The 19,990-nt window shown below is 62.5% G+C and carries 16 protein-coding genes and 1 tRNA gene; 5 read left to right on the top strand and 12 right to left on the bottom strand.

The genetic code is table 11. The features are described 5' to 3' along the window. The first annotated feature begins 74 nt into the window (after positions 1-74). The gene (locus tag M1D44_RS06660) at positions 75-971 is read left to right on the top strand and encodes a LysR family transcriptional regulator (protein WP_024975591.1); all 897 of its coding nucleotides are present in this window, start codon (positions 75-77) and stop codon (positions 969-971) included. 9 nt (positions 972-980) lie between these two features. Here M1D44_RS06660 and M1D44_RS06655 read toward each other — a convergent pair whose 3' ends face one another. The 5 genes from M1D44_RS06655 to cyoA all read right to left on the bottom strand — a co-directional run bounded on the left by M1D44_RS06655 (position 981) and on the right by cyoA (position 5,668). Then, positions 981-1,406, bottom strand: coding sequence for a GNAT family N-acetyltransferase (locus M1D44_RS06655; RefSeq protein ID WP_316853886.1), 426 nt, complete (start codon positions 1,404-1,406; stop codon positions 981-983). Positions 1,407-1,413: 7 nt separating this feature from the next. Continuing rightward, positions 1,414-1,842: a cytochrome o ubiquinol oxidase subunit IV gene (gene cyoD, locus M1D44_RS06650; RefSeq protein ID WP_024975589.1), complete on the bottom strand. Its 429-nt coding sequence runs from the start codon at positions 1,840-1,842 to the stop codon at positions 1,414-1,416. After that, entirely contained in the window at positions 1,839-2,504 is a 666-nt protein-coding gene (gene cyoC, locus M1D44_RS06645) for a cytochrome o ubiquinol oxidase subunit III (RefSeq protein ID WP_024975588.1), read from the bottom strand. The genes cyoD and cyoC overlap by 4 nt, the downstream gene beginning before the upstream one ends. Beyond that, entirely contained in the window at positions 2,497-4,500 is a 2,004-nt protein-coding gene (cyoB, locus tag M1D44_RS06640) for a cytochrome o ubiquinol oxidase subunit I (protein WP_316853885.1), read from the bottom strand. Before cyoB ends, cyoC begins: the two co-directional genes overlap by 8 nt. A 115-nt stretch (positions 4,501-4,615) precedes the next feature. Then, on the bottom strand, positions 4,616-5,668 hold the full coding sequence (cyoA, locus tag M1D44_RS06635) for a ubiquinol oxidase subunit II (protein WP_316853884.1): 1,053 nt from the start codon (positions 5,666-5,668) through the stop codon (positions 4,616-4,618). A gap of 163 nt (positions 5,669-5,831) precedes the next feature. On the opposite strand from cyoA, the gene M1D44_RS06630 reads away from it, so the two are divergent. Further along, positions 5,832-7,151: an MFS transporter gene (locus M1D44_RS06630; RefSeq protein WP_024975585.1), complete on the top strand. Its 1,320-nt coding sequence runs from the start codon at positions 5,832-5,834 to the stop codon at positions 7,149-7,151. A gap of 173 nt (positions 7,152-7,324) precedes the next feature. After that, positions 7,325-7,513, top strand: a complete 189-nt coding sequence (locus M1D44_RS06625; protein ID WP_316853883.1) for a CsbD family protein — start codon at positions 7,325-7,327, stop codon at positions 7,511-7,513. 207 nt (positions 7,514-7,720) lie between these two features. Here the strand turns inward: M1D44_RS06625 and M1D44_RS06620 are convergent. The 3 genes from M1D44_RS06620 to M1D44_RS06610 form a co-directional block, all read right to left on the bottom strand. Continuing rightward, positions 7,721-7,807: transfer RNA gene (locus M1D44_RS06620), tRNA-Leu, on the bottom strand. Between the two features lie 150 nt (positions 7,808-7,957). Beyond that, on the bottom strand, positions 7,958-11,077 hold the full coding sequence (locus M1D44_RS06615; RefSeq protein ID WP_316853882.1) for an efflux RND transporter permease subunit: 3,120 nt from the start codon (positions 11,075-11,077) through the stop codon (positions 7,958-7,960). Positions 11,078-11,119: 42 nt separating this feature from the next. Then, positions 11,120-12,328: an efflux RND transporter periplasmic adaptor subunit gene (locus tag M1D44_RS06610; RefSeq protein WP_316853881.1), complete on the bottom strand. Its 1,209-nt coding sequence runs from the start codon at positions 12,326-12,328 to the stop codon at positions 11,120-11,122. Between the two features lie 186 nt (positions 12,329-12,514). Here M1D44_RS06610 and hpnD point away from each other — a divergent pair, with 186 nt between their 5' ends. Further along, positions 12,515-13,348, top strand: a complete 834-nt coding sequence (hpnD, locus tag M1D44_RS06605) for a presqualene diphosphate synthase HpnD (RefSeq protein WP_024975581.1) — start codon at positions 12,515-12,517, stop codon at positions 13,346-13,348. 6 nt (positions 13,349-13,354) lie between these two features. Here the strand turns inward: hpnD and M1D44_RS06600 are convergent, their stop codons facing one another. The 4 genes from M1D44_RS06600 to M1D44_RS06585 form a co-directional block, all read right to left on the bottom strand. After that, positions 13,355-15,490, bottom strand: coding sequence for a glycoside hydrolase family 28 protein (locus M1D44_RS06600; RefSeq protein ID WP_316853958.1), 2,136 nt, complete (start codon positions 15,488-15,490; stop codon positions 13,355-13,357). 228 nt (positions 15,491-15,718) lie between these two features. Further along, a complete protein-coding gene (locus M1D44_RS06595; protein ID WP_316675064.1) occupies positions 15,719-16,903 on the bottom strand; it encodes a DUF1501 domain-containing protein in 1,185 nt (394 codons plus the stop codon). 25 nt (positions 16,904-16,928) lie between these two features. Beyond that, positions 16,929-18,554 (bottom strand): DUF1800 domain-containing protein, encoded by a 1,626-nt coding sequence (locus tag M1D44_RS06590; RefSeq protein ID WP_316853880.1) that lies wholly within the window; start codon positions 18,552-18,554, stop codon positions 16,929-16,931. Between the two features lie 70 nt (positions 18,555-18,624). Next, entirely contained in the window at positions 18,625-19,041 is a 417-nt protein-coding gene (locus tag M1D44_RS06585; protein ID WP_316853879.1) for a hypothetical protein, read from the bottom strand. A gap of 220 nt (positions 19,042-19,261) precedes the next feature. Between M1D44_RS06585 and ompR the strand changes: the two genes are divergently transcribed. After that, positions 19,262-19,984: an osmolarity response regulator transcription factor OmpR gene (gene ompR, locus M1D44_RS06580; protein ID WP_004627064.1), complete on the top strand. Its 723-nt coding sequence runs from the start codon at positions 19,262-19,264 to the stop codon at positions 19,982-19,984. Positions 19,985-19,990 lie beyond the last annotated feature (6 nt).

The raw sequence follows: 19,990 nt of genomic DNA, 5'->3' as shown, positions 1-19,990 counted from the left end.
AACGCCATCGATAATCGTCCAATACAGGTTTTATCCGGTACGATAAATATTCCTTATCGTTTAACAAGACGGCCATGGACCTGAAACAGCTGCGCTACTTCGTTGCCGTGGCGGAAGAACTGCACTTCGGGCGTGCGGCACAACGGCTTTTCATCTCGCAGCCCGCACTGAGTTTCGACATCCGCAAGTTCGAAGATCAGTTGGGCGTGCAACTGCTCGCGCGCACCAACAAGAGCGTGGCGCTCACCAACGCCGGCCAGGTGCTATTGGATGAGGCCCGCAAGCTGTTGCAGCAAGCGGCGGAAGTCGAGCGCATCACACAGCGCTCCGCCCACGGGCTGGCGGGCCGGCTTCGCGTGGGCTTCGTCAATTCGATGCTGTATCGGGGCCTGCCGCGCGCGGTGGAGCGCTTCGAGGCCGACCACCCGGCCGTGGAAATCATCCTGCGCGAGATGAACACCGGCGAGCAGGTCCAGGCGATCCAGCGCCAGCAGATCGACCTGGGCTGCGCGTACTGGGGCACGTTTCCCGCCGAGGTCGTTTCCACGCCGATCTTCTCGGAACCCTTCGTCGCCTGCTTGCCCGCTGGCCACGCGCTGGCGCGTCGCAAGAGCCTGGAGCTGGACGCACTTGCGCAAGAGCCGTTCATCCTCTTTCCGCGCACGGTGTCGCCGCACTATCACGACCTGATCATCGCGCTGTGCGTGGATGCGGGCTTCAGCCCCGTGATTCGTCACGAGGCACGGCTGTGGCAAACGGTGGTGACGATGGTGGGATTCGGCATGGGCGTGGCGCTGGTGCCCAAGACGCTGCAACACGCCGGCGACGCGCGTGTCAGCTTTGTGCCGCTGGCTGGCGGCAAAAAAGAATCGCCCGTGCTGTCATTGCGACGCACGGGCGATGCAGAGCCGGTAGCAAGCCGCTTTCTCGAGTACCTCGAAGCCGCAGCGCAAGAGAACGTGAAGCCCTGAGGGCTTAACTCACAGCGTCTTGCTGAGGAAGATCCGGCTCGTACCAGGCGGATCGCAAGGTACCTCTCCAAACCGTACCCAGCCGTTGCGTTCGTAAAACTGCGGCGCCTGAAAGCTGATCGTATAGACCACCGCCGAGCGGCAACCGCGGCGGCGGCCCTCGTCTTCAAACCGACGCAACACCTCAGTGCCGATGCCCATGCCGCGCAACGTCTCGGGCAGATGGAACAGATCGAGAAACAGCAGCCCCAACGATGTCCGCCCGCTCGCGCCGCCCACCACGTCGCCGCTCTGCGGATCGCGGACCAGCACCGCAAGCGGTTGCCGGTCGCCATAGCCGACGTGTTGATCGTTGAAGTGGTTCAGCCCGTTGCCGATGATCTGGATCGTTTCGTCATCCGCCTCGTTGGTGACGATGATTTCTGGAGCGTGCATGCCATCCCTACTGTGTTCGGGCCGGCAGGTTGACGGGGCTCGACTGCGCTGGCGGACGCATATGCGGCATCATGTTCGCGTTCAGGTGGTACATCACCCAGAGCGAACCGCTAAGCGTAATGACCACCAGCACCAGCGTGAACATCAGCGACAGCATGTTCCAGCCGCCCTCGGACTTGGCGTTCATGTGCAGGAAGTAAATCATGTGCACCACGATCTGCACCGCCCCGATGAGCAGGATCGCCACCGCCGTGGTCGATGATCTGTCGAAGACGTTCCCCATCACCAACCAGAACGGAATCGCCGTCAGGAAGACGGACAGCACAAAACCCGTCAGGTAACCGCCCAGCGTGGCGTGCGGTCCGACCTCTTCTTCGTGGTGATGACCATCGTGGGTATCACCGTGGCCGTTCATCGTTTGATCTTGCGCGCTCATGGCAGCGTTCCCATCAGGTAGACGAAGGTAAAGACGCCGATCCAGACAACGTCCAGAAAGTGCCAGAACATCGACAGGCACATCAGCCGGCGCTTGTTGGCAGTGATCAGCCCGTGCTTTGACACTTGCAGCATCAGCACGATCAACCAGATCAGGCCAAACGTTACGTGCAGCCCGTGCGTGCCGACCAGCGAGAAGAACGAGGTCAGGAACGCGCTACGCGTCGGCCCCGCGCCCTCGTGTATCAGGTGCGCGAATTCGTAAAGCTCCACCGCAAGAAACGCAGCGCCGAAGACCCACGTGATGGCCAGCCAGATCTGCATGGCCGAGACCTTGTTCTGCTGCATCTGCAGCATCGCAAAGCCATAGGTGATGGACGACAGCAGCAGGAACGATGTGTTGAGCGCCACCAGCGGCAGCTCGAACAGTTCTGCCCCGGTGGGCCCGCCTGCATACTCGCGGCCCAGCACGCCATACGCGGCAAACAGGCACGCAAATATCAGGCAGTCGCTCATCAGGTACAGCCAGAACCCGAGCAGCGTGCCATTTGGCACATGGGGCTCTTCGGTGACGTGGAACTGGTAGCCGCCCGGCGGGACGTCATCCACCGTGGTGGTACCCGTGGGGCCGGTCACATGCAGGGATGTGGTCGTTTCAGCCATGGCCTGCCATCAGTTGGGTGCGCGATGCTTCGGTCCGGACCACATCTTCCGCCGGGACGTAGTAGTCGCGCTTGTAGTTGAAGGTGTGAATGATTGCCGAGACGATCGTGGCCGCGAACGACAGGATGGCCAGCCACCAGATATGCCAGATCAGCGCAAAGCCGCAGACCGTGGACAGCCCCGCGAGCACGATGCCTGCAGCGGTGCCCTTGGGCATGTGAATCGGCTTGAAGCCCTCCTGCGGACGCCGGTAGCCGTACTGCTTCATCTGCCACCAGGCGTCGGAATCATGTACGAGCGGCGTGAATGCGAAGTTGTACTGCGGCGGCGGCGACGATGTTGACCATTCCAACGTGCGGCCGTTCCAAGGGTCGCCTGTCGTATCTCGCAGTTCCTCGCGGCGCAGGAAGCTCACCACAAGCTGGATCAGGAAGCAGGCAATGCCGATGGCGATCAGCAGCGCGCCAAAGGCGGCAATCTGGAACCAGATCTGCAACGACGCATCGTCGAAATGGTTCATGCGGCGCGTTACGCCAAGCATGCCCAGCCAGTACAGCGGCATGAACGCAACGTAGAAGCCGACAAACCAGAACCAGAACGACGCTTTACCCCACGACGACACGAGGCGGTAGCCAAAGGCCTTGGGGAACCAGTACGTAATGCCGGCCATGAGGCCGAACAGCACGCCGCCAATGATCACGTTATGGAAATGCGCAATGAGGAACAGGCTGTTGTGCAGCGAAAAGTCCGCCGGTGGCACCGCCAACAGCACGCCCGTCATGCCGCCAATGACGAATGTGACCATGAACCCGACTGTCCACAGCATGGGCGGCTCGAAGCGGATCTTGCCGTGGTACATCGTGAACAGCCAATTGAAGATCTTGGCCCCGGTCGGGATCGAGATGATCATCGTTGTGATCCCGAAGAACGAGTTGACGCTGGCGCCCGACCCCATGGTGAAGAAGTGATGGAGCCAGACCAGGTACGACAGCACGGTGATCACGACTGTTGCATAGACCATCGACGCGTAGCCGAACAGGCGCTTGCGTGAATACGTGGCCACCACTTCCGAGAAGATGCCGAATGCGGGCAGCACAAGGATGTAGACCTCGGGGTGGCCCCAGATCCAGATCAGGTTCACATACATCATCGCGCTGCCGCCCTGCTCGACCGTAAAGAAATGGGTGCCGACGTAGCGGTCCAAGGCGAGCAGTGTCACGGCGGCCGTCAGCACCGGAAACGCTGCAACGATGAGCGCGTTGGTGCACAGTGCCGTCCACGTAAAGATCGGCATGCGCATCAGCGTCATGCCCGGGGCACGCATCTTGACGATGGTCACCAGCAGGTTGATGCCCGATAGCACGGTACCGACCCCCGCTATCTGCAACGCCCATATGTAGTAATCGACCCCCACATCGGGACTCTCAAGGATGCCCGATAGCGGCGGATAGGCCAGCCAGCCGGTGCGGGCGAATTCGCCCACGAACAACGACATCATCACCAAGATGGCGCCGCCCGTGGTCATCCAGAAACTGAAGTTGTTGAGGAACGGAAACGCCACGTCGCGCGCGCCAATCTGCAACGGCATGACAAAGTTCATCAGCCCCGTCACCAGCGGCATGGCCACGAAGAAGATCATGATCACGCCGTGCGCGGTGAAGATCTGGTCGTAGTGATGCGGTGGCAGGTAGCCAAGGTTGTCGCCAAACGCCACCGCCTGCTGGATCCGCATCATGACGGCATCGGCAAAGCCGCGCAGCAGCATCACGATACCCAGCACGACGTACATGATGCCGATCTTCTTGTGGTCGATGCTGGTGAACCATTCACGCCAGAGGTAGCCCCAGACGCGGAAGTACGTCAGCGCCCCGACCACCACAAGGCCGCCAAGCGCGACGACCGCAAAGGTAGCGAGCAGGATGGGCTCGTGATACGGAATGGCCTCCCACGTCAGGCGGCCAAAGATCATGTTGGCGAGTTCGGAACGCTCGGGCATGGATGTCACCTGTGCCTGTATTGACCAATTCTGGCCGATCAATGTTGGCGAAAAACGTCAAAGGGACTGAAAGAGCTGAAAAGCGCAAAGGGCCGGAACGACTCAGGGCCCTCGGCTACCGCAACAGCCTTCGACCGTCGTTGATGGCCGCATCCGGCGCAAACATCGGCATGGCATCGGCCGTATTGCTGGCGGTACAGATTTCCGCCGAGGGGTCGAAGCGCCTTACGTTGCGGTTGCTCGCCATGGTGTCGGCCAGGCATGCCTGGCCATCCACACAGCGGTTCAGGATGCGGTCATAAAGGTCTGGCGCCACGCTGGCGTAGCGCTGCACGGGTTCGCTCTCGCTGGGCTTGGCAAGCTTCAGATAGGCGTCCTTCGACAGCGGCGTACCCGACGACTTGACCTGCTGGACCCACCGGTCGAACTCTTCGTTCGACAGCCCATGGAACTTGAACCGCATGTGCGAGAAGCCCGCGCCGCTGTAGTTGGAAGAGAACCCGTCATAGACGCCAGGCCGGTTGATCACCGCATGAAGCTTCGTCTCCATGCCCGGCATCGCATAGACCATGCCTGCCAGCGACGGCACGAAGAACGCGTTCATGACCGTGGTGGCCGTGATGTGGAACGAAATCGGGCGGTCGACGGGTGCAGCCAACTCGTTGACAGTGGCAATGCCTTGCTCGGGATAGACGAACAGCCACTTCCAGTCCATTGCCACCACTTCCACGGTGAGCGGCTTGGTCTCGGCAGGCACCGGACGGTTCTGATCCAGTCTCGTCAGCGGCCGATACGGATCTAGCTGATGGGTGCTGACCCAGGTGATGGCGCCCAACGTGATGATGATCAGCAGCGGCGCCGCCCAGATGGCCAACTCCAGCACGGTGGAATGGTCCCAATCGGGGTTGTAGTTCGCGTTTTCGGCGCTCTCCCGATATCGCCACGCAAACAGCAGCGTGAGAAAGATCACGGGCACGATGATCAGCAACATCAGGCATGTTGCAATGATGATCAAGTCCCGCTGTCGTACCGCCATGTCGCCAGCCGGCGCCAACAGCACAGCGTTGCTACAACCAGCAAGGGTCACCAACAAGGCAGTTGCTGCACCTCGCCAAAGCGACCTTCCCGTAATTCCAAGGGGTGTCACTACTGCATTGAAGCGTGGCATGGGTCTCGGAAGTGGCGTTTGGTTAACGTCGCGCTGGGATGGCCCAACGATCTTTCGACTTGTCGTTGCAGTTTAGGCGCTATTCTGGTCTTGTGATGACGGACTTTTAGATCGCCGTACGACACCCCCCCTCCTCCCCCGAAATCTCGATGGAGACTCCACGATGGCAAGTCTGACCCACCAGCATCGCGCGTCGCCCACTGCGCCTCCTGCACCAGGACACCATGAAGTTGCACCGGCAGAGATCGCCATAGGCGTCGTGATCGGGCGAGCGTCGGAGTACTTCGATTTCTTCGTCTACGGCATCGCCTCGGTGCTGGTTTTCCCTACGGTCTATTTTCCGTTTGCGAGTGAACTGGCTGGGCTGTTGTTCAGCTTTACGGTCTTCTCGTTCGCCTTTATCGGCCGCCCCTTCGGCACGGCGCTGTTCATGCGGATCCAGCGCCGATGGGGGCGCAGCACCAAGCTGACGGGGTCGTTGTTCCTGCTTGGCACAGCCACGGTGGGCATTGCGTTCTTGCCGTCGTATGCGTCGATCGGCCACTCGGCAATCTATCTGCTGGCGCTGTTTCGCTTCATGCAGGGCATTGCGTTTGGCGGTTCGTGGGACGGCCTGCCATCGCTGCTGGCATTGAATGCGCCGGAAAACAAGCGCGGCTGGTACGCCATGGTTGGGCAACTGGGCGCGCCCACCGGCTTCATCATCGCTGGCGCGCTATTCCTGTTCCTCTACACCAGCCTAAGTTTTCAGGAATTTATCGATTGGGGCTGGCGCTATCCGTTCTACGTCGCCTTTGCCATCAACGTGGTGGCGCTGTTTGCGCGGCTGCGGCTGGTGGTCACGCACGAATACACGCAACTGCTTGAGGAAGAAGATCTGGAACCCATCAGCACCCTGCAGATGGTGAACGCGCAGGGTTTCAATATCTTCCTGGGCGCCTTTGCCGCGCTGGCAAGCTACGCGCTATTCCACCTGGTCACCGTGTTTCCGCTGTCATGGGTGTCGCTGCGCAAGACACAGACGGTGCCTGCCGTGCTGACCGTCCAGATCATCGGCGCTGCGATTGCGTTTGTGGGGACGCTGGTCTCTGGCCTGATCGCAGACCGTTTCGGCCGACGCACCACCTTGGCGGCCATGGCCGTGCTGATCGGCATCTTCAGCCTGGCTGCGCCGTGGCTGCTCGATGGCGGTGTTGCGGGGCAGGACATCTTCATCCTGGTCGGCTTCGGTCTGCTGGGGCTGTCGTATGGCCAGGCGGCCGGCGTGGTTACCTCCAACTTCGAAAGCCGATTCCGCTACACCGGGGCTGCCCTGACGACCGACTTTGGATGGCTGTTCGGTGCGGCATTCGCGCCCCTCGTGGCGCTAGGTTTGTCGTCGCTATTCGGGCTGGGTGCAGTGAGCCTGTACCTGCTCTCGGGCGTGGTGGGGACGTTGGTGGCGCTGCGGATCAATAAGGCACTTGGCACGCCAGACGCGTAGTGCCGTCCATGGAACCCGCCGGAAGCTGATTTCCACGCTGCGGCGCGGGTGGCGTGCCGCATGCGAGCGTATTGCCGAAAGGCTCCATCGCGCAGTCCGATCACATCGCCGCCAGGCACGCTGTCTGCTATCCCGTTTCTGTGCGCAAGGGCGCATTTTCAAAGGAGCAGACCATGAACAAGGATCAAGTGAAAGGTACTGTCGAGAAAATGAAGGGCAAGGTCAACGAGGCCTTGGGCAAAGCGACCAACAATCCTGCACGTGAGCTGAAGGGTGATCTCCAGCAGGCCGGCGGCCAAGCGCGCAAGGATGCGGGAGACATCAAGGAAGCAGCGAAGGACATTGCAAAGAAGTCCCGTTAGCAGGCGGGCGCATGGCTAAAAAAAAGGGCGACCATCCGGTCGCCTTTTTTTCCTGGGCTCACAGCCGAGCAGATATGCAGCCCTCGCACGCGCAACGGTTCACGGTCGCACCCAAGGATGCAGGCCAATCGAGTGTAAATCTGGCAAAAGATTGGCCAGATTTTTAATGGCCTGAAAATCTAAATCGTTGATCTTCAGATGGAGTTTTGGTGCGAGGGAGGGGACTCGAACCCCTACACCATTGCTGGCGTCAGGACCTAAACCTGGTGCGTCTACCAATTTCGCCACCCTCGCCGGATGGATCGCGGCGCTCCCTGAACAGGAGCGCCGGAAAGGAAGCCCGCGATTATATCGCAGTCGTTCGAGGGTTTCCATCCCCCGCCCCGCCTCACGTGGAGCAGGGGTTCGAGTCCCCTCCCGGGCACCTGCTGCAAGACCGCAAGGTCAGGCCGCCGGCGCAGCCGCCTCCGCGTCGGGCCGCTTGACGCGGAACCACGCCGCATACAGCGCCGGCAGGAACAGCAGCGTCAACACCGTGGCGATGATCAGACCACCCATGATGGCGGCCGCCATCGGCCCCCAGAACACGCTGCGCGACAGCGGAATCATCGCCAGCACCGCCGCCGCAGCGGTCAGGATGATGGGACGGAAGCGCCGCACGGCCGCCTCGACAATGGCATTCCAAGTTGGCACGCCGGCTGCCACGTCCTGCTCGATCTGGTCGACCAGAATGACCGAGTTGCGGATGATCATCCCGATCAGCGCGGTAATGCCGAGCTGCGCGACAAAGCCCATCGGCGCCCGCAGCAGCAACAGCGTTGCCGCCGCGCCAATCAACCCCAGCGGCCCGGTCAGGAACACCATCACCGAGCGCGAGAAGCTGTGCAGTTGCAGCATCAGCAGCGTGAAGATGATGAAGATGCACAGCGGCATCTGCGCAGCGATGGATGCACCCGCGTTGGCACTCTCCTCTTCCGCGCCGGCAATCTTGATCTGATAGTCGGGTGGCAAGTCAGCGCGAATCTTGTCGAGCAGCGGGTTGATCTGCGCCGTCACGGTCGGGCCCTGCACACCGTCCACCACGTCGGACTGCACGGTGATGCCGTAGTCGCGGTTCTCACGCCAGATCACGCCGGGCTCCCACGCAAAGCCCACACGCGCCACCTGGGTCAGCGGGATCGTACGGCCACTGCTGGTGGGCACCTGCACGCGTTGCAGGGCGTCGAGCGTATTGCGCTCGTCCTCCTGCGGACGCATCACGATGTCGAGCAGCTTGTCGCCGTCTCGGTACTGGGCGATGGGCGCGCCAGACATCACCGTCTGCGTAACCTGCGAGATGGACCCCGTCGACACACCCAGCGCGCGCGCCTTGTCCTGGTCGATGTCCAGGCGAAGCACCTTGACGTTCTCGTTCCAGTTGTCGTTCACGCCCACCGTGTTTGGATTGGCGCTCATGATGGCCTTGACCTGATCGGCAATCTTGCGCACCCCGCCAATATCCGGGCCCATCACGCGGAACTGCACCGGATACGGCACCGGCGGCCCGTTCGGCAGCAGCTTCACGCGGCCACGCAGATGCGGGAATTGCGACTTGAGCAGCCCGATGACGTGTTGCCGCACACCCTCGCGCGCCTCCAGCGAAGTGGGCATCACGATGGCCTGCGCCACGTTGGTCTGCGGAAGGATCTGGTCCAGCGGCAGATAGAAGCGCGGCGCGCCGGAGCCGATGAACAGCGTCACGCTATCGACGTTCTGCTCCTTGCGCATCAGCGCTTCGAAGCGTTTGGCTTCGGTTTCGGTCTGATTGAAGCTGGAGCCTTCCGGCAACCACAGTTCCACCATCAGCTCAGGGCGGCTGGAATCGGGGAAGAACTGCTTCTCGACATACTTGAAGCCGAACACGCCGAGGCCAAACGCCACCAGCGTGATGATGATCACCGTCTTGCGATACTCCACGCACCAGTTCACCCAGCCGCGGAAGCGGTTGTAGAACGGCGTGTCGAACAGCTCGTGATGGCCCCCGCCTTCCACATGCGATTTGGTCCGCAGCAGCAGGAAGCCGAGATACGGCACAAACACCACTGCGGCAAACCACGACAGCACCAGCGCCAATGCCGTCACGGCGAAGATGCCGAACGTGTATTCGCCCACCGTCGAACGCGCAAGTCCCACCGGCAGGAAACCCGTGGCAGTGATGAGCGTGCCGGTCAGCATCGGCATGGCGGTCGAGGTGTACGCGAAGGTGGCCGCCTCCATCTTGGAAAAGCCCTCTTCCAACTTGCGCACCATCATCTCGACCGCGATGATCGCGTCGTCCACCAGCAGGCCCAGCGCGATGATCAGCGCGCCCAACGAAATCTTGTGCAGCCCGATGTCGAAGATGTTCATGAACAGGAACGTCACCGCCAGCACCAGCGGGATCGTCAGGCCCACCACCAGGCCCGGCCACACGTCAATGCGCAGCTTCGGCTTGGTGTGCAGACCCAGCGAGAGGAAACTCACGCCCAGCACGATCACCACGGCCTCGATCAGCACATGCACGAATTCGCCCACGGAGCTCTGCACCGATTTCGGCTGGTTCTGCACCTGCTCCATCTCAACGCCCACGGGCAGCTTCGCGCGGATCTTGTCGACCGTCGCGCGCAAGTCCTTGCCAAGCTGGATGATGTCGCCGCCCTTGGTCATCGAGATGCCCAGGCCGATCACCTCCTTGCCGTTGAAGCGCATCTTGGCGTGCGGCGGGTCAACGTAGCCGTGCTTGACCGTGGCAATGTCGCCCAGGCGGATGTTTGTCGTGCCGCCGGGGCCGCGCAGCGTCAGGTTCTCCAGATCACGGATGTCCGAGAACTGGCCTGAGAGGCGAATCTGCACGTTGTCGGTGGGCGTGACCAGCACGCCGCTAGGGCCGATATTGTTCTGCTGGCTGATCTGCGTGGCGATGCTGTTGATGTCCAGGCCCATCTGCGCCAGCTTGGCCTGCTGGAACTCGATGTAGATCTTTTCGTCCTGGTCGCCCAGCAACTCGACCTTGGCGACGTTGGGCACGCGCAGCAGTTGCTGGCGGATCGCATCGGCGTAGTCGTTCAGCTGGCGGTATGTAAAGCCATCGGCGGACAGCGCATAGATCGAGCCATACACGTCGCCGAAATCATCATTGAAGTACGGCCCGCGCACGCCCTGCGGCAACGTCGGAGCGATATCGCCCACCTTCTTGCGCACGGTGTACCAGAGCTGCTGCGTCTCCTTGGCAGGCGACGTGTCGGCCAGTTGGAAGGTCACGAGCGTTTCTCCGGGCTTGGAGTAGCTGCGGATCTTCCAGGCGTAAGGCACTTCCTGCAGTGCCTTCTCGATCTTGTCGGTCACCTGGCGCGACATCTGCTCGGCCGTGGCGCCCGGCCAGAAGGCCTGCACGACCATCGCGCGGAACGTGAAGGGCGGATCTTCATCCTGCCCCAGCTTGGAATACGCAAAGATGCCGCCGAGCAACAGCGCCACCAGCAAGAAGCGCGTGAGCGGTTGATGTTCAAGCGCCCAGCGTGACAGGTTGAAACGGGAATGTTCCATACGCGCGAAGGTTGGCGTGTTGGGGCGGGAGCCGGATGCGGCTTACCGGCGCGGCGTGATGGCGGACTGCGCCGACGGCTGATCGGCCGGCGCCATCGGCATCACCTTCTGGCCGGCTTTGAGCAGGTGCACGCCAGCGGTCACGATGGTCTGGCCGGGCTGAAGCCCGCTCGTCACCAGCAGCACGTTGTCGCGCGGCGCCCCCACCGTCACCGGCACGGGCTTTACCGTTTGCGATGCGGCGTCGTACAGCCACACCACGTTCTTGCCTTGATCCTGCAGCAGCGCGCTGATCGGCACGCGAACGCCCATGCCGCCGCTGTCTGCGCCACCGCCGGGCCGCACAAACGTGGCCACTGCCGTCATGCCGAGCCTCAGTTCAGGCGGCGGATTCGGTACCGAAATCTTCACGGTATACGTGCGCGTGAGCGCGTCGGCCGACGGAGCAATCTCGCGCACCTTGGCCGGAATGCTGCGCGACTGATCGGCCCACAACTTGACGCTCACCTCGGGCGATTTGCGCAGCGTATCGACCTGGTCCTCAGGAATGCCGACCACGACTTCCTTCTCTGCAGTCTGAGCCACGCGCACGACCGGCTGGCCGGCGGACACCACCTGCCCGACCTCGGCGTCGACGCCCGTCACCACGCCATCGGCGTCGGCTTCAAGCGTGGCATATCCGGCTTGGTTCACCTGGTTGCGATAGCCAGCCCCGGCTTGCTCGTAGCGGGCTTGTGCGGCGTCATAGTTGGCTTGATGGCGTTGCTGCTCGGCCGCGCTGATGAAGCCCTTGGCGAACAACTCGGAATAGCGCTTGAGATCAGCCGCGGCCAGATCGCGGTCGGTCTTGGCGGCGGACAACTGCGCCTGGGACGATTGCTGGGCGAGGGCCAGATCGGTCGGGTCCAGCCGCGCGAGCACCTGGCCTTTCTTGACGGTGGCGCCCACATCCACCAGGCGGGCGACGATCTTGCCCGGCACGCGGAAGCCCAGGCGCGATTCAATGCGCGGGCGTACGTCGCCGGAGAACTCCGCCGTGCCGGCGCCCTGCTCGCTGGTGACCGTCATGGTGCGCACAGGGCGTACTTCGGGCGCCTTGGGCGCCTCCTTGCTGCAACCGGCCAGCAGCGCCGCGCCAACCAGCAAGGCGGCCGATGCCATCATCGGCAATGAACGCCTGCGCGGCCGAGACCGCGTGTCGGAGAAACCGGTGGAGTCGGAATGCGGGTACGGCAAACGCAACGCTGGCATGACACGCTCTCAGTAAATAACTGACCGGTCAGTAATATACCCACGGCAATGCGCAGGGTCAACGACACGGCCGCGTCTGATTGACTTTTCTTGGTAAGGGTGCGGGCCAGGCTTTACGGCATGCTGCACTGCAACGCGCTGTAGAATGGCCGCCCTGCTTCAAACCTCATCACGACGGCCCTTCCCGTGACCCCCGACGATTACTGCGCCGACAAAGCGGCCCCGCCCGGCAGCGACGTGTACTACAGCGTATTGTTTCTGGCACCCGAACGCCGCCACGCGACCATCGCCCTGGAAGCCGTGCGCCGCGAGCTGGAAGACGCCGTACGCGACGCGAGCGATCCGGCGGTCGTGCAATCGAAACTGCAGTGGTGGCGGCAAGAACTGGCGCGGCTGTTTGACGGCCGCCCCGAGCACCCGGCGGCCAAGGCACTGCAGCCGCATCTGGCCCGCTACGATATCGGCGCCGTGCATCTGGGCGAATTGCTGGCCGGCGTCGAGGCTGACGCCATGCAGAACCGCTATCTGGATTGGCCCAACCTGCGTCGCCACGGCGATCAGGTGGCTGGCGTGGCGGGCCGGCTGACGGCTCGCATTGCCGGGCAATCGCATGCGCGCACGCTTGAATTCGCGCGGCTGATGGCGCTGGCCGAGCAACTCGTCCATTTCGTCCGGAACCTGGGCGAAGACGTGCGCCACAACCGCGTCTACATCCCCGTGGACGAACTGCAGCGCTTCAACGTACCGGCCGCCGATCTGTTCAACCGCCGGTATGCAGAGGGCTTCAAGCCGTTGATGGCATTTCAGGCCGAGCGTGCCCGCGCAACGTACAAGGAAGCACTGGCCGCGCTGCCGGCAGAAGATCGCCGCGCCCAGCGTTCAGCGCTGATTCGCGGCGTGCTGGCCATGCGCCTGCTCGACGAGGTGGAAGCCGACGGCTTCCAGGTGCTGACGCAGCGAACGGACCTGACGCCGCTGCGCAAGCTGTGGCTGGCCTGGAAGACGCAGATCCGCACCTGACGCACCTTATTGCGAAGCCCAGGTCGTGCCAAAAATGCTCGACTGATCGATCCCAGGAAAATCAACAAACGCCTTTGAGCAATCAAGGTACTGGCTCGGATCGATCGACTGCGCTGGGCTGCCCGTCAATGCCACGCGATTTGCCGTCGATGGGAACAGCGGCAGGTTCGTGTTGTTGAGCGTCAGGTTGGCGTCCGACGACGTCACTGCAATGCTGGCTGGCGTATCGGCAATCACGTTGGTCAGCGACATTCCGAGCGGGAATGCCGGCTCGCCATATCCACCGGTGTTCGCTTCAAAGCCCTGCAGCTTGACCCCCGCGCTGCCCTGAATGACCACGTTGTTCAGCGAGATATCGTGGAAATTCGGATACAGCGGCCCGCCCGACGGCACGGCCTTCGTGCTGTAGTACGGCGTGAACAGGAGCGCGTTCGTCGCATCGCGAATGCAGATATTGGCGTATTGGATGTTGCTGACTTCGCCGCCGCGCGCGTAGTCCGATTTGATGCGCAGGCCCTCTTCCGAATTCCAGAAAGCGTTGTCGTAGACCTGCACGTTCGTCACGCCGGCATTCGTTTCGCTGCCGATCGAGATGCCGTGGCCCCAGTAGATATGGTTGTGCGCGATCACAATGCCGTATTTGCGGTCGGACCGCACACCACGGTTGCCATCGACGCCGAACAGGCCCGAACCGGCCGGTGACGGGTTGGCGCTTCCCTTGAGCGCGATGTCGTCGTCGCCTGTGCTGACGTAGTTGTAGGCAAACACGAAGTTCTTCAGGTAGCCATCAAACGAGATGGGCCCGGCTGATGTAGTCGTGCTGCCGGTCGACAACTTGCCCGAGATCGCCTTCGAGGCCGAACCCGGATCAAACGCGTCCGTGTTCTTCACGTTGTCGCGCGTGAACGTCGCACCGGTGTACAGCGGGTTGCCGTTGCCAGCCGGGTTCGCAAACGCGGCAAGGTTGGGCGTCTGCACCTTCACGCCCCAGACAGTGAGGCCATCGACGCCGCTGGGCACGACGTGAAAGTTCGGGCTGTTGCTCAACGTGACGCGATACAGCGTGAGGTTCTTCGCATAGTTGAAGACCATCAGGCGGAAGTTCGACTGCGATCCGATGCCCGTCGTGCCGTTGTCGACCATGTTGCCGAGATAGGCCAGATCCCACCACGTCATGTTGCGCGCAGGCGATTTCGAATCGACCAGCGTGCCGCCGTTGTCGCAAGGCGTACCGTCAGCCGCTACGGTGCCGGTCTTATACGCGGCATACGTGTTCGAGCAGGTCAGGTCGACCTTCATCAGCGGGTACTTCGCATTCGACGTGACGATTTCTGCGTAGCCTCGGCCATCGATCCGCCCATCACCAACAACGGCGGAGTTCACGATATTCGTTCCGGTGATCAACGCCGTGCAGTTGCTGGAGCTGCCGGCCTTTGTCGAGCTGACGGCCGTGTTGCCGCAATACGGCCCTGCCGCGTTGGGCGAATACGCCATGACATCGCGCGACGCATACAGCGTGACGCCCTTGTCGATCCACAACGTCACGCCCGAGGGCAATGTCAGCGGGCCGCTGATGAACGCGTTGCCCGGACCGCTCGGGTTCACAACAAGACGCACGGCAAACTTGGACGCACGGTACTGCGATTTCGCAAGCTCTTCGCCAGTCGCACCGGCGATGTTGACATTGGGGACTGCAGCCGCCGTCTGTGCAGCCGTGGCAGTCGCATCCGCCGCAGCGATGGTTGCACCGACTTCCGCGTCGACCGACGCACCGCACGCATCGAGCGCGGCCTGGATGCGTGCCTGATCTGGGTTCGCCTTCGCCGTCGTCACTGCAACACCCACGCCAACTGTCGAGGGATCAGCCTCCGGCGGCAGCGCACCGTCCGGCCGGCTCACGAGTGAATTGCTCGCCTGCAGCGTCGCGCAGACCTGCGCATCGGTCGGTAGCGTTGGCTCGGGCGGCAGATTTGCATCGGTGGTTGCCGTGCCGACCTGGAAGACGGCGGCTGCGGGGCTGCCGGTGCCCGTGCTCGATGTGCTCGACGATGTCGTATCGCCGCCGCCGCATGCTGCCAGCCCGATTGCTGTTGCGATCAGCATCACCACCAGCCCAGCGGACTGTCGGCGCCGTTTTTTCATTGCCTGCAATGCACTCACGAAAGTCTCCTCACATTGTTGGTGTGATCCGCCCAGCCGGTCGGCACACGCCTTTTTGATATATCAGAATCTATTTATTGATATATCAATGGTCAAGGCAGGGTTTTCCCGCGCGTTGCCGTGGCAAGCGTGAAACCCCTCAGAGAAGATCGATGAAGTTGGGCGGGCTTAACGCCTGCAGAGGCAATCTGCCCGCCCGAAAGGCGTCACTCAGGCTTTGATGAGATCCAGCGGCGCAAACCGGCCCGCCAGCACGGATTGGGAATCCATCCCCCACCAGCGCTCCAGCACTGTGGCGTAAAGCGAGCGGAAATCGACCGACGGGTCGAGATTGCCTCCGCCGTCCAGGCGTTCCAGCACCGGCCCCTGCCCTGCCAGCCCGCCCTTTACGCGGCCGCCGGCCACGAAATGCGCGGCGGCCGTGCCGTGATCCGTACCGTTGTTCAGATTCTCGCGCGGGCGACGGCCGAACTCGGAATACGTGACGATCAGCGTATCGTTCCAGCGGCCCAGCTCCGTCAACGCGCTCTTGAGCGAAGCCACGCCTTCGCCCAACTGCCGCAGCAAGTTCGCCTGCGTGCCTTGCTGATTGGTATGGGTATCAAAGCTACCGAGCGACAGGCACACCACGGCAACATCCGCACCGCCATGGCCTGGCGCTGCCACCACCTGCATCGCCGCCTTGATCGAGTTGCCGAACCCGCCGTCGGGAAAGTGCGTCTGGAACGCAAACTTGCCGGACTTCGGACGCAGCCCGTCGGCGGCTTTGACGATGTCCGCCTCGACCTTCAGCACGTGCGCGAGCGTGGCGTTGCCCATGGCATGCGACGGCATCGCCAGTTTGGCTTCGTTGAGGAACGCATCGGGATTGGCCAGCGCGACGGCACGTGCGCCGCCGTCGAGGGGGCCAAGATCCGCGCTGCCGATGATCACGCCATCGGCGCCGAACGATGGCGGCACGGGCCGCGCGGCAAACGCACGCGTCAACCAGCCTTCGCGCAGGTATTGATCGGAGCGCGAGGCGGTGTCCCAGATCTCGATCGAGCGGAAATGCGAGAGATTCGGCTGCGGATACGACAGCCCCTGCACCACCGACAATTCACCCGCCTGCCACAGCGGCATCATCGCCTGCAAAGACGGATGCAGGCCGTAGCGGTCGTCCAGTTGCAGCACCTGCTCCCGCTTGATGGCGATGCGCGGGCGCAGCGCGTAGTACTGCGCGCTCGTGTACGGCACCACGGTGTTCAGCCCGTCGTTGCCGCCCTTGAGTTCAATGAGGATGAGCAGGTTGCCGTAGCCCTTGCGCTTGTCCTGCCCTTGCGCAAAGACAATCCCCGGGACTGCGCCACCCATGCCGAGCATGGCGCCGGCCTTCAGAAAATCGCGACGTTCCATGATGTGTGCTCCTGCAGCGATGGCGTTATTTCAACTGGTAAGCCGGGTCCATCATCAGCGTGCGCAGGTACGCCGTACCGGCCAGCTTGACGGGAATGGGGGCGGTCGGCTCGATCGGCAGCACCGCACGCTGGATGGAGATGCGCGGCGCCAGTTGCGGCGGGTCATCTCCGTCCGCACCGAACTGCGCGAGCCACTTGGCCGAGTTGAACGACACCATCGTCTGCGACTGCGCCAGCTTGAAGCGGCCTTCCTGCCCCATGCCCTTGAGCGCCTGGCCCAGGCCCTGCACGGTGCTGCCCTGCTTCAGGTCTTCGCGCATGGCCGCCACCATCATGCCGGGCTTCTGCTGTTGCGCCTGTTGCTTGGCCGGCGGCGCCTTCATCTCGGTGGAGCGGAATAGTTGATCAAGAAACTGCTTGCGCCCCAGCAGTGTGTTCGAGTTGATCCATGCATCGCCGCCGGGCCAGCCCTTGACGTTGGGCGGTGCCAGCAGGTTCTGCCCGAGCTGCGCCGACTTGATCGCAAACGGCGTCGGGTCGGTGTACTGCACGTTGAACTGCTTGAGCGTGCCAACAATCATCTCCACCGGCGACTTCACCAGCGTCGCGTGCGATTGCGGCGCCCAAAACGCCGGCGTCAGGAACAACCCGCGCAGCGCCACCTTGATGTCGTAGCCGCTTGCCCGGAAGGCATCGGCCACGCGCTGTTCCTGTGCCGCATCCACGTCTGGCGAAACGAACTCATGCCAGAGCTTGGTGACGATGAAGTTGGCCGTCTCGGGGCGAGACAGCAGGATGTCGAGCATCTGGTCGCCGTCGTAATCGCCGCTCTGGCCGAACACCGTCTTCACGCCCGTGTCATGAATCTGCGGCCGCCAGATGTAAGCGAAATCGTGCTCGCGGTCGATGCTCCAGCCCGTATAGGTGCGCGCGGCTTCCTTGATGTCCTGCTCGGTGTAATGGCCCTCGCCCAGCGTGAACAGCTCCATCACCTCACGCGCGAAGTTCTCGTTCGGCTTGCCCTTGCGGCTTTCGGCGCCATCCAGGTAAATCAACATCGCTGGGTCTTTGCCGATGGCGTGCAGCATCGTGCCGAAGTTGCCCACCGCGTTCTGGCGCAGTAGCACGTTCTGCCGATACATCAACTGCGCGAACGGCACCTTCTGCGAACTGGAAACGAAATGGTTGTGCCAGAACAGCGTCATGCGCTCTGTCAGCGGTGACGGCGTCTTGATCATCTCGCCCATCCACCATGCGCGCAGTTCCAGCTCGTGCGCAGCGTTCTTCTGGCGAGCTGCCTTGCGGGCATCTTCGTCCGGCAGCTTGTTGTACGGGATGATGGGATCGTTCACCCAAGCTGGCGGCGCCTGCGTGGCAACGGTGCCCGTTTGGGCGAGCACGCGGTCGACGGCCTCGCGGCGCGTGAGCCCGGCGTAGGCGTCGAGGTCGCCCTCCGAAGGCGCAAAGCCGATGCGGGTGAGGAAATAGCGCGCATCGTCGCGGTCCAGGCGCTGTTCGTCAGCGGCGGGCGCCTTGGCTTGCGTGGTGTGGCGATGTGGCGTGTTCTGCGTTGCCGCATGCGCGGTCTGCAGTGAAAGCGCGCTGGCGGCGGCCAGCGCCAAGAAGATCGTGGTGCTACGGATTCGCATGTCGGTCCCCCGAAACGACCCTACTGCTTTGCCGGGGGCAGCGACTCGTGCGCTTTTCCTCGGCCCCTACCTAGCCGCCACGGTGGTAGATATCCCGCGTGACGTCATAGATGTTCTGACGCAATTGCTTGCGCTCCTCGGGAGACAGCTTGCGTTGCGGAGCCCCACGATCGGCATTCTCTCCACGGCGGTTTTCCATCGCGGCGGCGCGGCGGCTGCGTTCCTCGCCACCACGGCCGCGCGCTGGACCCTGGCCACCCTTCTTTTCCTGCGCGCCGGCGTGCATCTGATGCCCGCCGCCGAAAAAGCCGCCGAATCCGCCAAAGCCACCGCGTTCGCCACGCGCGTGCGCCTGCGAGCCGGCCGCACAGAGGGCAAGAACACAGGTCAACAGCGCCGCGCGCCGCCGAGACATCACCGAGCGATTCGAAAAAGGAAGTTGAGAAGCCACGTCTTTGTTGCTGGAAACCGATGCGCCATGCATCATTGCGCGACAATCGATAACAGGCAACCGCATTGCACGCCAGTCCCCTGGGCGGGGGTCGACAGACCCCAAACCGTTGCGAGGAACTGCCAAGGCAGTGTAGCTGCGCGTCCTACAGACTGTTCGCGAGACTCGGTAAATAATGTAACCGTCTGTTTCAATTGGGCTTTTACTGCCTTCTGTTGTCCATTGGGCCCATGTTTTTGTCGTTACCATTAGCGCCATGGAAAATTCCGGTCAAAAGATTCTCGTCGTCGATGACGACCCCCGCCTGCGCGATCTGCTGCGCCGTTACCTGGGGGAACAGGGCTTCACCGTGCTGGTGGCAGAAAACGCCACGGCCATGAACAAACTCTGGTTGCGCGAGCGCTTCGATCTGCTCGTGCTCGACCTGATGATGCCGGGTGAAGACGGCTTGTCGATCTGCCGTCGCCTGCGCGGCGCAAACGATCAGACGCCGATCATCATGCTCACCGCCAAGGGCGAAGACGTCGACCGCATTGTCGGCCTCGAAATGGGCGCGGACGATTATCTGCCCAAGCCCTTCAACCCCCGCGAGCTGATCGCCCGCATCCACGCCGTGCTGCGCCGCCGCGGCCCGGCGGAGATTCCCGGTGCGCCGTCTGAGACGCCTGAGACCTTCGCCTTTGGCGATTTCGTGCTCAACCTGGCCACGCGCACGCTCAAGAAAAACGACGAAGAGATCACCCTCACGACGGGTGAATTCTCCGTGCTGAAGGTGTTCGCACGCCATCCGCGCCAACCCCTATCGCGCGAAAAGCTGATGGAAATGGCGCGCGGCCGCGAATACGAAGTGTTCGACCGCAGCCTGGACGTGCAGATTTCGCGCCTGCGCAAGCTGATCGAACCGGACGCCAGCAACCCCCGCTTCATCCAGACCGTGTGGGGCCTGGGCTACGTGTTCATTCCCGACGGCGCCAAGTAAGCACCC

The sequence above is a fragment of the Ralstonia sp. SA306 genome (assembly GCF_054792405.1).
The sequence above is the reverse complement of the archived record's forward strand: the minus strand, read 5'-3'. Positions and strand labels throughout refer to the sequence as shown.